At 57.2% G+C, this 13,431-nt stretch carries 14 protein-coding genes; 11 read left to right on the forward strand and 3 right to left on the reverse strand.

What is annotated here, in order from left to right; translation table 11 throughout:
- Positions 1 to 73 precede the first annotated feature (73 nt).
- The 9 genes from nadA (at position 74) to ACR0AD_RS11220 (ending at position 9,037) form a co-directional block, all read left to right on the forward strand.
- Entirely contained in the window at positions 74 to 1,123 is a 1,050-nt protein-coding gene (nadA, locus tag ACR0AD_RS11180) for a quinolinate synthase NadA (protein WP_480483638.1), read from the forward strand.
- A 6-nt stretch (positions 1,124 to 1,129) separates the two neighbouring features.
- Entirely contained in the window at positions 1,130 to 2,698 is a 1,569-nt protein-coding gene (locus ACR0AD_RS11185) for an L-aspartate oxidase (RefSeq protein WP_480487360.1), read from the forward strand.
- The gene (gene nadC / locus ACR0AD_RS11190; RefSeq protein WP_480487362.1) at positions 2,695 to 3,543 is read left to right on the forward strand and encodes a carboxylating nicotinate-nucleotide diphosphorylase; all 849 of its coding nucleotides are present in this window, start codon (positions 2,695 to 2,697) and stop codon (positions 3,541 to 3,543) included. The genes ACR0AD_RS11185 and nadC overlap by 4 nt, the downstream gene beginning before the upstream one ends.
- Positions 3,544 to 3,657: 114 nt before the next feature.
- Positions 3,658 to 4,638, forward strand: coding sequence for a biotin synthase BioB (gene bioB, locus ACR0AD_RS11195; protein ID WP_480487364.1), 981 nt, complete (start codon positions 3,658 to 3,660; stop codon positions 4,636 to 4,638).
- On the forward strand, positions 4,635 to 5,768 hold the full coding sequence (locus tag ACR0AD_RS11200) for an 8-amino-7-oxononanoate synthase (protein WP_480487366.1): 1,134 nt from the start codon (positions 4,635 to 4,637) through the stop codon (positions 5,766 to 5,768). Before bioB ends, ACR0AD_RS11200 begins: the two co-directional genes overlap by 4 nt.
- Positions 5,765 to 6,385: a dethiobiotin synthase gene (gene bioD / locus ACR0AD_RS11205; RefSeq protein WP_480487368.1), complete on the forward strand. Its 621-nt coding sequence runs from the start codon at positions 5,765 to 5,767 to the stop codon at positions 6,383 to 6,385. The genes ACR0AD_RS11200 and bioD overlap by 4 nt, the downstream gene beginning before the upstream one ends.
- Complete coding sequence (bioA, locus tag ACR0AD_RS11210; RefSeq protein ID WP_480487370.1) at positions 6,382 to 7,668, forward strand: adenosylmethionine--8-amino-7-oxononanoate transaminase; 1,287 nt, start codon at positions 6,382 to 6,384, stop codon at positions 7,666 to 7,668. The genes bioD and bioA overlap by 4 nt, the downstream gene beginning before the upstream one ends.
- Positions 7,665 to 8,285 (forward strand): pimeloyl-ACP methyl esterase BioG family protein, encoded by a 621-nt coding sequence (locus ACR0AD_RS11215; RefSeq protein ID WP_480487372.1) that lies wholly within the window; start codon positions 7,665 to 7,667, stop codon positions 8,283 to 8,285. Before bioA ends, ACR0AD_RS11215 begins: the two co-directional genes overlap by 4 nt.
- Positions 8,282 to 9,037, forward strand: a complete 756-nt coding sequence (locus tag ACR0AD_RS11220) for a methyltransferase domain-containing protein (RefSeq protein ID WP_480487374.1) — start codon at positions 8,282 to 8,284, stop codon at positions 9,035 to 9,037. Before ACR0AD_RS11215 ends, ACR0AD_RS11220 begins: the two co-directional genes overlap by 4 nt.
- Positions 9,038 to 9,161: 124 nt before the next feature.
- Here the strand turns inward: ACR0AD_RS11220 and ACR0AD_RS11225 are convergent, their stop codons facing one another.
- The 3 genes from ACR0AD_RS11225 to ACR0AD_RS11235 are packed head-to-tail and all read right to left on the reverse strand — an operon-like array spanning position 9,162 to position 11,510.
- Positions 9,162 to 10,088, reverse strand: a complete 927-nt coding sequence (locus tag ACR0AD_RS11225) for a carbohydrate kinase family protein (RefSeq protein WP_480487376.1) — start codon at positions 10,086 to 10,088, stop codon at positions 9,162 to 9,164.
- Positions 10,089 to 10,127: 39 nt separating this feature from the next.
- Entirely contained in the window at positions 10,128 to 11,225 is a 1,098-nt protein-coding gene (locus ACR0AD_RS11230) for a glucokinase (protein ID WP_480487378.1), read from the reverse strand.
- Between the two features lie 42 nt (positions 11,226 to 11,267).
- Positions 11,268 to 11,510, reverse strand: coding sequence for a family 1 glycosylhydrolase (locus ACR0AD_RS11235; protein ID WP_480487380.1), 243 nt, complete (start codon positions 11,508 to 11,510; stop codon positions 11,268 to 11,270).
- Positions 11,511 to 11,617: 107 nt separating this feature from the next.
- Between ACR0AD_RS11235 and ACR0AD_RS11240 the strand changes: the two genes are divergently transcribed.
- The gene (locus ACR0AD_RS11240) at positions 11,618 to 12,367 is read left to right on the forward strand and encodes a sugar phosphate isomerase/epimerase family protein (protein ID WP_480487382.1); all 750 of its coding nucleotides are present in this window, start codon (positions 11,618 to 11,620) and stop codon (positions 12,365 to 12,367) included.
- Positions 12,367 to 13,413, forward strand: coding sequence for a LacI family DNA-binding transcriptional regulator (locus ACR0AD_RS11245; RefSeq protein WP_480487384.1), 1,047 nt, complete (start codon positions 12,367 to 12,369; stop codon positions 13,411 to 13,413). The genes ACR0AD_RS11240 and ACR0AD_RS11245 overlap by 1 nt, the downstream gene beginning before the upstream one ends.
- The last annotated feature ends 18 nt before the right edge of the window (positions 13,414 to 13,431 follow it).

Raw genomic sequence — 13,431 nt, forward strand, 5'->3', positions numbered from 1 at the left:
TGCTGTTTCGGCTAGGGCTAAGCCGTTCAACAACCCCGTGGGGTTGAAGGCAACTGACAAAGGTGGCTACCCGTTGCTCGATATTGCACATGTCCGCTCGGTGATTTCGGACGTTTATGACCTTGCCCCATCGGCCACTCTGGCCAATGAGATGAAAGAAACGTTTGCCCGCATGGATCGCGTGGTCAGCCCACCAGATTGGGCAATCTACGCGCCTTACGTGCGAGCCATCAATACGCTCAAGAAAGAGCGTAATGCCGTGATCCTTGGGCACAATTACATGACGCCCGAGATTTTTCACGGTGTGTCCGATTTCGTTGGGGACAGTTTGCAGCTTGCGATCAAGGCCAGTGAAGTCGAAGAAGATGTGATCGTTCAGGCCGGTGTTCATTTCATGGCCGAGACATCGAAAATCCTCAGCCCTCAGAAGACTGTGCTGATGCCCGACATGGAAGCCGGTTGTTCATTGGCAGAATCGATCACCGCTGAGGGAATCGATGAAATGCGCGCCAAATACCCCGGCGCGCCGGTTGTGTCCTATGTAAACACCACTGCCGAGGTCAAAGCAGCTTCGGATATCTGCTGCACCTCTTCGAACGCGCTTCAGATCGTCAACGCCATGGAAAGTGATACGGTCATCATGACGCCGGATCAGTACCTGGCGCAAAATGTTGCCAATCAAAGCCACAAGAACGTGGTGTATTGGCCCGGCTCTTGCATTGTGCACGAACAATATACGGCACAGGACCTGCGCGACTTCCGCGAATGGAACCCGGGAACACGGCTGATCGCGCATCCTGAATGCCCGCCGGATGTGGTGGCCGAGGCAGACTATTCCGGCTCGACCAGCGGCATCATCAAATACGTGCATGATGAAAAGCCGAAAAAGGCGATGCTGATCACCGAGTGTTCGATGGCATCCAACATTGCCGATGAATTGCCCGAGGTCGAATTTGTAGGGCCATGCAACATGTGCCCGTATATGAAGAAAATCACGCTTGAAAAGATCCTCTTCGCCCTGCACACGATGGAAGGGCAGGTCGAGGTCGCCGAAGATGTGGCTGAAAAGGCGCGAAAATCCGTTCAGGCGATGATTGATCTGTCCCGCAAGCTCGGCATTTGATCTGAAATGACCAAAGTCACCACGGATCGCGTCATTATTGTGGGGGCTGGCATCGGCGCGCTTTATGCAGCATTGAAGCTCGCGCCGCGGCCAGTGGTTGTAATCTCACCCGATGTTTTGGGCGAAGGTGCAAGTTCCTCATGGGCGCAAGGCGGTGTGGCCGCGGCAATGGATTTGTCGGATAGCCCGGAAAGCCACAGCCTGGACACCGTCAAGGCTGGCGCGGGAATAGTCGTTCCGGCCGTTGCCGATCTGGTCACGCGCGAGGCTCGGCAATATATCCTTGACCTGACGATATTGGGCACACCATTCGATCGCACCAAGGATGGCAGTTACGTGTTGTCACGCGAAGCGGCGCATAGCTTCGCCCGTGTCGTACGGGTGAAGGGGGATCAGGCAGGTAGTGAAATAATGGCTGCCCTGATCGAACGGGTGCATGAAACGCCTTCGGTTCAAGTGTTGGAAGGTGTTCTTGCCACGGCGCTGGACGTATCAAACGGTCGGGTGACTGGCGTCACGGTTCAGGACGCATCCGAAACAGAGTCCGAGCCCGTAACGCTATGTGGGCCTGCCGTATTGCTTGCCGGGGGTGGCTCTGGCGGGCTGTATGCCTTGACGACCAATCCGGCACGCATTCGGGGGCAAGTCATCGGGATGGCCGCGCGTGCTGGTGCGCTTATTGCTGACGCCGAATTCGTTCAGTTTCATCCGACGGCAATGGATGTTGGTGAAGATCCGGCTCCGCTGGCAACCGAGGCGTTGCGCGGAGAAGGGGCAACCCTGATCAACAATAAGGGTGAGCGGTTCATGTTATCCGTTCACCCGGACGCAGAACTTGCCCCGCGAGACGTCGTTGCGCGTGCGATTTTTGCCGAAGTGCAGGCAGGCAACCGACCCATGCTGGACACCCGCACCGCATTAGGCTCGAAGATAACGGACCTGTTCCCGGCAGTTGCCGAATACTGCGCGCGCAATGGTATCGACCCGGTCAACGAACCGATTCCGGTCGCACCGGCAGCGCATTATCACATGGGTGGTATTGCTACCGACTTTGACGGTCGCGCGACACTTGACGGGCTTTGGGTCTGCGGCGAGGCATCTTCGACCGGCCTTCACGGTGCTAACCGGCTGGCCTCGAACGGGCTGCTTGAGGCGCTTGTTTTTGCGCGCATCTGCGCCGAAAGCATCGGGACATCCGTTCCGGTGGTGTCAATTGCCGACCCAGTTGCATTGCATTTTGTTCAGGTAGTGTCCCCTGACACGACCAAGGCTATCCAGGAGTTGCGCGAAACCATGACGCGTGACGTTGGCGTTGTCCGGGACCGGGCGGGCCTAAACCGTGCTCTGCAAACTATTGCGCGGTTGGAGGGGCAGCATGATACCAGCCCGTCATTTCGCAACATGTGTGCAACCGCGACCCTGATCGCTGCCGGAGCCTTGAAACGCGAAGAAAGCCGCGGTGCACACAAGCGGTCTGACTTTCCAAAAGCCAATGTTGGGCTCGGAGAGCGGTCCCGGATGTATTTGTCCGAAGCAATGAGCATTCGGGCCAAAGCCTGCGAGGAACTGTCATGACAAATGCGATCCTGCCAGATCTGATCCTGGAACCCATGGTCCGCGCTGCGCTGATGGAGGATCTGGGAAGCTACGGTGATGTGACAACCCGCGCTGTGATCCCACAGGAAACAACCTACACAGCCAGCCTGAACGCGCGCGAGAACGCTGTCGTGTCGGGGATGCAAGTTGCTGCAATCGCGTTCCGGCTTATGGATCCGTCGCTTGAGGTTGACGTGAGGATCAAGGATGGTTCGCGTTGTGCACGCGGTGATACGCTGATGACCATTAAAGGCTCTGCCGCATCGATCCTGTCGGGCGAACGTGTCGCTCTGAACTTTGCCGGACGCCTGACGGGTATTGCCACAAAGACTGCCGCATTTGTGGAGCAGACCAAGGGCACCACTGCCCGCATGACCTGCACGCGTAAAACCACACCAGGTCTGCGCATCGTGGAAAAACAAGCCGTGCTGCACGGTGGCGGTTTCAACCACCGCTATTCCTTATCAGATGCAATTCTGATCAAGGACAACCACATTGCTGCGGCCGGTGGCATCCGTCAGGTTCTTGAAGCCGCCAAGGCACAGGCCAGTCACATGATGGCGGTCGAAATTGAAGTTGATCGACTGGACCAGCTTACCGAAGTGCTGGACGTGGGCGGCGCTTCGGTTGTTTTGTTGGACAACATGGACAATGACATGCTGCGCGAAGCGGTTGCCATGGTGGGCGGGCGGTTGAAGACCGAAGCCAGCGGCAATGTGACATTGGAACGGGTCGCATCGATTGCGGCGACAGGGGTTGATTACATCTCGTCCGGTGCCTTGACGCATTCTGCCCGCACCGTCGATCTGGGGCTCGATTTCTGAAGGCGCGGCATTTCCGCTTGATTTATGATCGTTTGCGCCAACACAGTTGCGCATTCAGATTTTATCGATAATAAATCCACAGCAACGCAAGCTGCAGAAAGTTTTATAGATAAAATGATCATCCCACACTCCGGCTGGACCCGTAAAACTGCGCAAGCTATTCATGATCTTCCGCTAATGGACCTTTTGTTCCGTGCGCAGACCGTGCATCGGGAAAACTTTGATCCAAACCAGATCCAGACTTCGAAGCTATTGTCGATCAAGACAGGTGGCTGCGCCGAAGATTGTGCCTATTGCTCGCAATCAGCCCGCAATGGATCAACCTTACCAGCATCGAAGCTGATCGAGGTTCAGCGCGTTCTGACCGAGGCCAAGAAAGCCCGCGATGGCGGCGCGACCCGGTTTTGCATGGGCGCGGCGTGGCGCGAGCCAAAGGCGCGTGACATGGATGCGCTGGTCGCGATGGTCGAGGGCGTCAAGGAACTGGGCATGGAAACCTGCATGACGTTGGGTATGCTCGACGACACTCAGGTGGTGCAGCTGCGCGATGCCGGTTTGGACTATTACAATCACAACATCGACACATCGGAACGCTATTACTCCGAAGTCATCACCACCCGTACCTTTGCGGATCGGATCGATACGATGAACCGGGTGCAGGAAGCAGGGATCAAGGTTTGCTCAGGCGGCATTCTGGGGATGGGTGAACATACTGGTGACCGTATCGACATGTTGCTGACATTGGCCAACATGACGCCTCCACCGGACTCGGTGCCGATCAATATGTTGATGCCGCAGGCCGATACCCCACTTGCCGACGCCGAGCCGATTGACCCGATCGACTTTGTGCGGATCATAGCAACGGCCCGCATTTTGATGCCCAAGTCCTATGTGCGGCTTTCGGCCGGGCGCAGCGACATGAGTGACGAGATGCAGGCGATGTGCTTTTTCGCCGGTGCCAACTCGATCTTTGTTGGCGAAACGCTTCTGACAGCAGAAAACCCCGAAGAAGACAACGACGCGGTCCTGTTTGCGAAACTTGGTCTTCAGGCCGAAAAAGCCGAAACGCGAAACTGCACGGAAGCTGCCGAATGAAAGCAGTTAACCGACTGGAATCGATGCTTGATGCGCTTCAAGCCCGGCACCGCCGCCGGGCCTTGATCCCGACACAAGGGCTGGATTTCGCGTCGAATGACTATTTGGGTCTTGCCGGATCTCAAGTGTTACAACGTGCGGCGCATGATGCGTTGTCGCGGGGTGTGCCTGTAGGTTCGGGAGGTTCGCGTCTGTTGCGGGGCAACCACCCTGAACATGAAGCGCTGGAGCGGGAAGCGGCCGCATTCTTTGGAGCCGAGGCCGCACTGTTCATGGGAGGCGGGTTTCAGGCCAATCAGGCGATCTTCTCCACGTTGCCTGCGGCTGAGGATTTGGTCCTTTATGACGCACTGGTTCACGCGAGCGCCCATGAAGGTATGCGGTCCAGCCGTGCAGGCCTGCGTGCCTTCCGCCACAATGATGTTGCGGATGCACGTAACGTATTGCGCGACTGGCAATCTACAGGCGGTTCGGGTCAGGTCTGGATTGCGGTCGAAAGCGTGTATTCCATGGAAGGTGACCTGCCGCCGCTGGAAGACCTGTCCGTACTTGCGCGCGAAGCTGATGCAGTTTTGGTTGTTGATGAGGCCCACGCCACCGGCGTTTTCGGAGAGCGAGGCCGGGGTCTTGCGCATGACCTGAACGCTGATCTGCTGACATTGCATACCTGTGGTAAAGGGCTTGGTGTTTCAGGCGGGCTGATCTGCGGTCCGCGCGTGATGATAGATACCCTGATCAACCGTGCTCGTCCCTTCATCTTTGCGACCGCTCCGTCGCCTTTGAACGCTGCTCTGGTTCGTGCTGCGCTACGGGAACTGGCCGAGGATGTCAGTCTGGTTGAAGGCGCGCATGAACGTATGCGCCATGCCCATGACACCGCACGGGAACTGGGGTTGCCCGCAGCCGCGTTGAACAGCCAGATCATCCCGGTTGTACTGGGAGATGACGAGCGCACAATGGCGATGGCGGCCACTTTGCAGCAGCAGGGTTTTGACGTTCGGGGCATCCGCCCGCCCACTGTCCCAAAAGGCACATCCCGTTTGCGCGTCTCGATTACCGGAAATGTCACCCTTCAGGATATCACGGCCTTGTTCACCACTATCTCAATCTGTCAGTCGGAGGCCGCATGAGCGCGCTGATCGTTACCGGAACCGACACAGGTGTTGGAAAAACCGTATTTTCGGCTGGTCTGGCGGCAGCGTTGCAGGCCCGGTACTGGAAACCTGTTCAGTCTGGTCTTGAGGATGTTACAGACACTGAAACCGTCAGCGCGCTGAGCGGTGCCGAGGTCCTGCCCGAAGCGTACCGGCTGAACATGCCCGCCTCACCGCATCTGTCTGCCGAAGACATGGGCGTTGAGATTGACCTCTCGCGTCTTGAAATTCCGAAAGTGGACGGGCCTCTGGTTGTCGAAGGGGCAGGGGGCCTCATGGTGCCGCTGAACCGCCAGTCCTTCTTTCTGGACGTGATTGCCGGATGGCAGGCTCCGGTTGTTCTTGTTGCGCGCACCGCCTTGGGAACGATCAACCACACCACATTGTCCCTAATGGCGCTTCGGGCTGCTGGCTGCGAGGTTGTCGGCGTCGTATTCGTGGGTGACCCCGTGCCGGACGTAGAGCAAACCATCGTCGAGATGTGTAAAGTGCATCATCTGGGACGCCTGCCATTTCTGAGCGACCTGACACCGCAGCGCCTGAACAGCGCATTTTCGGCAATCGATGTGGCGACCATTCGGAGGTTCTTGTGACCCCGTTGGAATTTGATGCGTGCCACCTGTGGCACCCTTATACACATGTGCTTGAACCCGGCCCGATGCACCTGATTACCGGGGCAGAAGGTGTCTGGCTGACGCGTGCTGATGGCGTCAGAATGATCGACGCAATGTCGTCCTGGTGGTGTACGGTGCATGGCCACAGGCACCCGGCCATCATCGATGCGATGCAAAAGCAGCTGAATACACTGCCGCATGTGATGTTTGGCGGTCTGACCCACGAACCCGCCGTGGAACTCGGGCGCAGGTTGGTCGACCTTCTGCCAGATGGCCTGGATCGCATTTTCTACAGCGACAGCGGCTCGGTCGCGATTGAAGTCGCGTTGAAGATGGCAGTCCAGTACCAGATTGCCAAAGGCCGGGGCGAACGGTCTGAATTTGCCACGATCCGGGGTGGCTATCATGGCGACACATGGAAAGCGATGAGCGTTTGTGATCCCGTCAACGGGATGCATGGTCTGTTTCGCGGTGCGTTGTCGATCCAGCACTTTCTGCCACGCCCTCACATCCAGTTCGGCGATGTGTGGCTCAACAATCCATCCGAGAACGGGTTGGAGGCGCTAGAGGCGTTGCTGAACGACAAAGGCAACAGGATTGCCGCACTGATCCTTGAACCGGTGGTGCAGGGCGCGGGTGGAATGTATTTCTATCATCCCGCATGGTTGCGCGGGGCGCGTGCTTTGTGTGATGCGCATGACGTTTTGCTGATCTTTGATGAAATCGCGACTGGATTCGGACGCAGCGGCGAAATGTTTGCAATGGATCACGCGGGGGTGGTTCCGGATATCCTGTGTCTTGGTAAGGCGCTGACCGGTGGGCATATCACCTTGGCCACCACTATCGCGACCGAGGCTGTCGCGCGTGGGATCGGGGAAAGTGAGGCCGGAGTTTTGATGCACGGTCCCACCTACATGGCCAACCCTTTGGCTTGTTCGGCAGGGGTGGCGAGCCTTGACCAGTTGCAACAGCGAAACTGGAAGCAGGAAGTTGCATCACTCTCGCAGCAGATGAAGGTCGAACTCGCCCCCGCGCGCAATCTGCCCGGTGTTGCAGATGTGCGCGTGCTTGGCGCAATCGGCGTTATCGAGATGGAAGAGCGAGTCGACCCCTCCATCGCACATGGATTGGCCGCGGAAACCGGTGTTTGGCTGCGCCCGTTCGCTCGCAATATTTATTGCATGCCCCCCTATGTCATTTCACCTGACGAACTGAGCAGGGTAACGTCCGCGATGCTGGCTCTGGCTGGGGGGCAGAAATGAAAAGCCGTTGGCTGGCGCGATCAGGTGACAGTACTCTGACCCTTGTGTTCGGTGGATGGGCATTGGGCGATGCTCCGTTCCGGGGTCTTGCGGGGGGCGGGAATATCCTGTTGGTGGAAGGTTACACCAGCCTCGATGATCCCCTGCCCGATCTCTCCCGTTTCGATCACATAGACATGCTGGCCTTTTCCTTTGGTGTCGCGTCGGCTGCGCATTGGCTGGCGTGCTCGGGGTTTCGTCCCGACCGTTTGATCGCCATCAGCGGCACTTTGCACCCGGCGTGCCCGGAGCGTGGCATTGCGCCTGACATGACCAAGGCAACAGCGGCTCAGCTTTCCGAGCGCAGCTTCGCCAAGTTCTGCCGCCGTGCGGGGTTGCCAGGCGAGCCCCCGGAACTGGACATCGCAGCGTCGCAACAGGAGCTATTTGCCGTGATCCAACGTGGGTCTGCCCCTGATCCGGGTTTTGACAGGGTGTGGATACCCACAAACGACCGGATCATTCCGACATCGGCCCAAGAAACGGCATGGGCCTCAACCTCGGCCCGAGTCGAGCATGTGGCGGGGCCGCACGTACCATTCCTACGGGGGCAAAGTTGGGCGAGTTGGGTATCATGACAGCGCAACTGGCAGAAAGGGTGCAGCGGAGCTTTAGCCGAAGCTTTCAAACCTACCACGACACGGCAAATCAGCAAGCCTGGGTCGCAGGCAAGCTGGTGTCCGAACTGCGTCGTGCCGGAGCCCCGGACCGCTTTGAAACTGTCTTCGAGCTGGGATGTGGCACAGGGCATCTGACCCGTCTGATGCGACAAAAATTTCACCTGCCAAACCTCATATTGAACGACATCGCGCCGCAGGCTCAGGCAACGGCTGATGCGGAACAGGCCAAGTTCATTGCCGGTGATGCACGTGAAGTTCACTGGCCTTCCCGGATTGATCTGATCGCCTCGGCTTCGATGATCCAATGGATGGAAAGCCCGTTGCAATTGCTTCACAAAGCGATGGACGCGCTGGAGCCCGGCGGGTGGTTGGCGGTTTCGGGTTTTGGCCCTCAGCAATATCAAGAGCTTAGTCAGATTGGATCAACTGCCCGTGCACCGGGACTTACTACTCCGGCTGCTCTTGCCGCGGCTGTCGACGGCCCGATGCAGATATTGGCCGTTGGTGAAAGCCTGAGGCAAACCTATTTCGATACGCCCCGCGAGGTACTTAGGTATTTGCGAAGAACAGGTGTAAACGGCAGGGCGCAAGGGACATGGACCAAGTCCACGCTGGCTCGGTTCGAAAACGAATACGCTAAGGAGTTCGGCACGGATCGCGGAGTCTCACTGACATATCATCCCGTGTGGATCATTGCCCGGAAGCGATAGGTGCTTATTCTGCCGTGGCCTAACGTGATTTGTGAGCCTGCCAGACGATCGCAATCTCCGCAGCCACGGCCCTCGGCCTTGAAGCGATTGTCACCAGTTCATTTTTTCGGGTTTTTGCAGGCAATCAAATCTCATGTGCCCAGGGCGGTTCTGCCCCGGCGCGTGATACTGTTACGGCGGCAACAGTTGCGCCCAACGCCATGGCCGCCCGCAAGCTTTCAGAGGTCAGATTGCGCAGCCCCTGCTTTGTCAAATGCCCTGCGCGGCTGAGTTCAGTCAGAACACCAGCGTTAAACGTGTCGCCCGCGCCGATTGTGTCGACAACCTGAACAGGTTTCACAGGAACCGAAACCTTGGATCCGTCGGCCAGGTACCCATTCGCCCCGTCGCCACCCCTGGTCACGATGAGGGCTGACGGACCGGTCTGCAACAAAAGAGACGCTTTGGCGGCCTCGGGTTCGGCTCCCGGGATGATCCAGTCAAGATCTTCGTCTGAAACCTTCACAATATCGGACTGCGCAATCATGCGGTTCAGACGGGTTCGATACCGGGTCTGATCCTTGATGAAGCCCGGTCGGATATTCGGATCCAACATCACTGCGCGATCCGCTCCGTGGCGATTCAGAAGTGAGGCATAGGCATCCGCGCAGGGTTCACATGCCAGACTGATACCCCCAAGATATAAGGCGGACACGGCTGTAAGCTGGTCTGGCATGTCCTCGGGTTGCAGCATTCGTCCGGCGGTGTTTTCATCAACAAAGCTGTAAGTGGCGTGACCGTCTTTAAGCTGTACAAAGGCAAGGGTCGTGGGGCGGTCAGAGACAATCACATGTGACGTGTCAACATGGCTTGAATTCAGCGCCTTTGTAATTTGTTGGCCAAACATGTCAGACGACACGCCGGTCAGCATTCCGACGGAAACACCCAGACGACCGACTGCGACCGCCGTGTTCAATATCGCCCCACCTGTGTGCGGTACAAATCCTTGTGCGCCCGACGCTGTCGGCTCGGAAATCATGTCGATCAGGGCTTCACCACAGCACAGGATCATTTCGTAGTCCTTTTCAGAATTTTTTGTCAGGAAGACTTGCTATCGCATCAAAGCGTTCTTGCAGAAATTGTTCGCCCCGATGATGCCGAATTCTGCTTGCTCGGACACATACAGGTTCAATGAGCGGCGCAGTTCGCTGAAACGGCCACCGCCGTTGAACGCCTCTCTGAACTCATCACCGAATAACCAGCGGTTCTTTTCTGCGACACCGCCAACAAGAAACACTCCGCCTGCAGGCATCAGTGTGACAGCCATGTCGCCCATCAAAGCCCCCAGATGGGTGTTGAACATCCGAGCGGCCTGTACCGCGATTGGGTCAGAACGGTCGCGGGCATCAAGCAGAATGTCTTTCGCCGAGCGCGTTGGGGTCTGTATATGGCCTGCCGCCAGCCCGATCGCCTGATAGAGGATAGGCAAGCCCGTACCGCTCAGGAACATTTCAGCTTCCAGCGCGAGGCTGTCACCAAAGAAACACTCGGGCGCAATGCTGCGGGCTGCTTCAAAGATGTCAACTTCGTCGCGGTGACGCGGATACAGACCCACATGCCCACCTTCACCAGAGACTGTGTGATAGTGGCCCTCGGAAAACAGCAACGCCCCCACGCCAAGCCCTGTGCCGGGGCCCACCACCAATCGCGTGCCTGCTGGCGGTGTCGCGTGACCTTGCAAGACGGCAACATCTTTCTGGGTTACTTCTGCCACCGACCACGCTGCAGCGGTGAAATCATTAATTACAAACGTATGACTGGCACCAGTGGCCTTGGCCAATTCGGCCTCGGACAGGTCCAGATTGGCATTTGTCAGCCGAATCGTGCCGTTTCGGACAGGGCCCGCCCCCGCCGCCACCACTGCCTGCGGATTTGTTCCGATTTCATCCCGAAGCGCGTGAAACGCTTCAAGCAGATCTTCCAGTGTCCCCGTCGGGCGCTTGCGCAGGTCTGTCAGCTCTCCGTTCGTAACCACGCCCAGCCGTGTGTTGGTGCCCCCTATGTCAGCAACCAGATTCCAATGCTCATGCACCGCACCGGATGGTTGCGCTAACGGCTGAGAGACGTTCTGACCCCCGGAAAGGGCAGACTTGAGCGCCATGAACGACGCTTTTGGTGTTCTCTCAAGCGTTTCAATACTCACGTCCACCAGTCTAAACCTTCTTCCACGTCCGAAGGCCATTCGCATATGTCACAGTAGTGACCAGACAAAACAGCCCTTTACCGGAACATCTTGTGCCAAAGCGTCCCGTACGGCGGTCAGGTGTCGGTCGAGATAATCGATGCGATCATCGTTCTGAAGACGTTCCGCGCTCGCCATACCGGTTTCGGTGATACAGATTGGTGGCCCTCTCGTATAGCCCTTCATTGTTCGGATCAGAAATCGGTTGAGGGTAAATGGCTCGATTTCCCACCCCATCTGGGTTTTGGGCAAAGGCTCGGCGCTTTATTCAGGGTTGGCCGTACGGATCGCATCTATACGGCGCTTGACATGGTTATAATTCATAATCCACCTTAATTGAAACGTTTCAATGGTGAGGGATGCGAGTTTCTGCCCAACTCTACACAGTGCGACAATGCGGTGATCTTGCAGATCAACTGCAATTGGTTGCGGCCTGCGGGTATTCAGATGTCGAAACCACCGGCTTGCATGGCCTGACCCCCGCTCAGATGGCTGGCATTATTATCGGGTCAGGCCTTACTGTTCGGTCAGCACATTTTGATTGGGAAGAGTTTGAAGGGCGATTTACGGATATCGTCGAAGTATTAAACCTAATGGAATGCCGGGTGGCTGTCATGCCTTGGCTGGCGCCCCAGGTGCGGCCCGACGCTGCCGAGGGATGGAGGGCGGTGTCGGGCCAGTTGTCCAAATGGGCAAACCAACTGACAGATCATGGTATCAGCCTTGCGTATCACAATCATGATTTTGATCTTATCGGTGAGGCTGGCGACACACCTCTTGACCTGATCCTTTCCGGCGGAGATGTCTTTTGGCAGCCAGATATCGGTTGGCTGGTTGCGGCTGGCCTGGATCCGGCGGACGCGATCCGCCGCAACGCCAATCGAATCCTGTCCGTGCATGCAAAGGATATCGACCCAGCAGGCGGAACAGGTGACGCGCGCTGGCGCGATATGGGCGAAGGCGTGGTTAACTGGAACGCAACCTTGCGCGCGCTTTCCTCGACCAACTGCACGGACCTGTTTGTCGAACATGACGAAACCGATGATCACGTGCGCACCCTGCAAACGGGTCGGTCATTTTTGACGGAACAACTGGCAGGGTTTGGGTGATGGCGCGGGCGACGATTAAATCGATTGCCAGAAGTACCGGGTATTCGGTTGGCACAGTCTCGAATGCCTTGCGGGGTTCCGTATCGGTAAAACGGGAAACCCGGGAAGAGATTCAGAAAGTTGCATCGGATCTGGGATATCGGGTAAATCTGGATGGCCTGAAGCTGCGCACCAATAAATCCTATCGAATCGCGGTTATGGTCCGTGTTTCGAACGATGCCGCGGAAGAGTGGGAAGGTGTAGAGTTTACGCGAATTCTGGCCGGAATATCCAATGCACTAATGGGATCACGCTATCAGCTGAGCGTATTCAGCGCATGTGATGGCGAGGCCGCGCTGCAAACGTTGAAGTCCATCGTGCAGGAAGGGCAGGCTGATGGCGTGATCTTTTCCGGCACGCGTGTTCATGATGAACGCGTCGCGTATCTGCAGGGGCAAGGCTTTCCTTTTGTCACATACGGCATGAGCGACAGCCCTCAACCGCATCCTTATGTGGATCTCGACAGTCAGGCAGCGGCCTATGATGCCACGACCCGGCTGCTTGCGCTGGGGCATCGTCGCATCGCTTTGATAAACCCGCCGGATGACCTGATCTATGCACAGCAACGCCGCCGGGGTTATGCTGATGCGCTGTCAGAATGGGGTGTGGAGTTCGATCCGACACTGGTTTCCACCGGCCCGACCACTGCGGAATCCGGTCAGCAGAAATTTGCGACGCTTATGCAGTTGCCGAAACCGCCGAGCGCAATCATCTGCGCCAATGAGGCCATAACCCTTGGGGCGCTGTCAGCTGCCGACAAAGCCGGAGTGCAGGTTGGCAGGGACGTTGTGGTCATCTCGAACGACGACTTGAAGCTCAGCCAGTATTTTGTACCGCCACCCAGCACTTATTACTTGCCGATTGCTGAAACAAGCCGTCTGCTGGGTGAGTACATGTTGAAAGCTTTGGACGGGGTCGATCCGTCCGAGATTCAGAAAAAGATCAGGGCCACATTGATCGAGCGACAACCTGACACCCCGGCGCCGGATGCGGCGCAGACCACCTGATCCAACAAAGGAGTACCT

The sequence above is a fragment of the Ruegeria sp. BH8 genome (assembly GCF_056538065.1).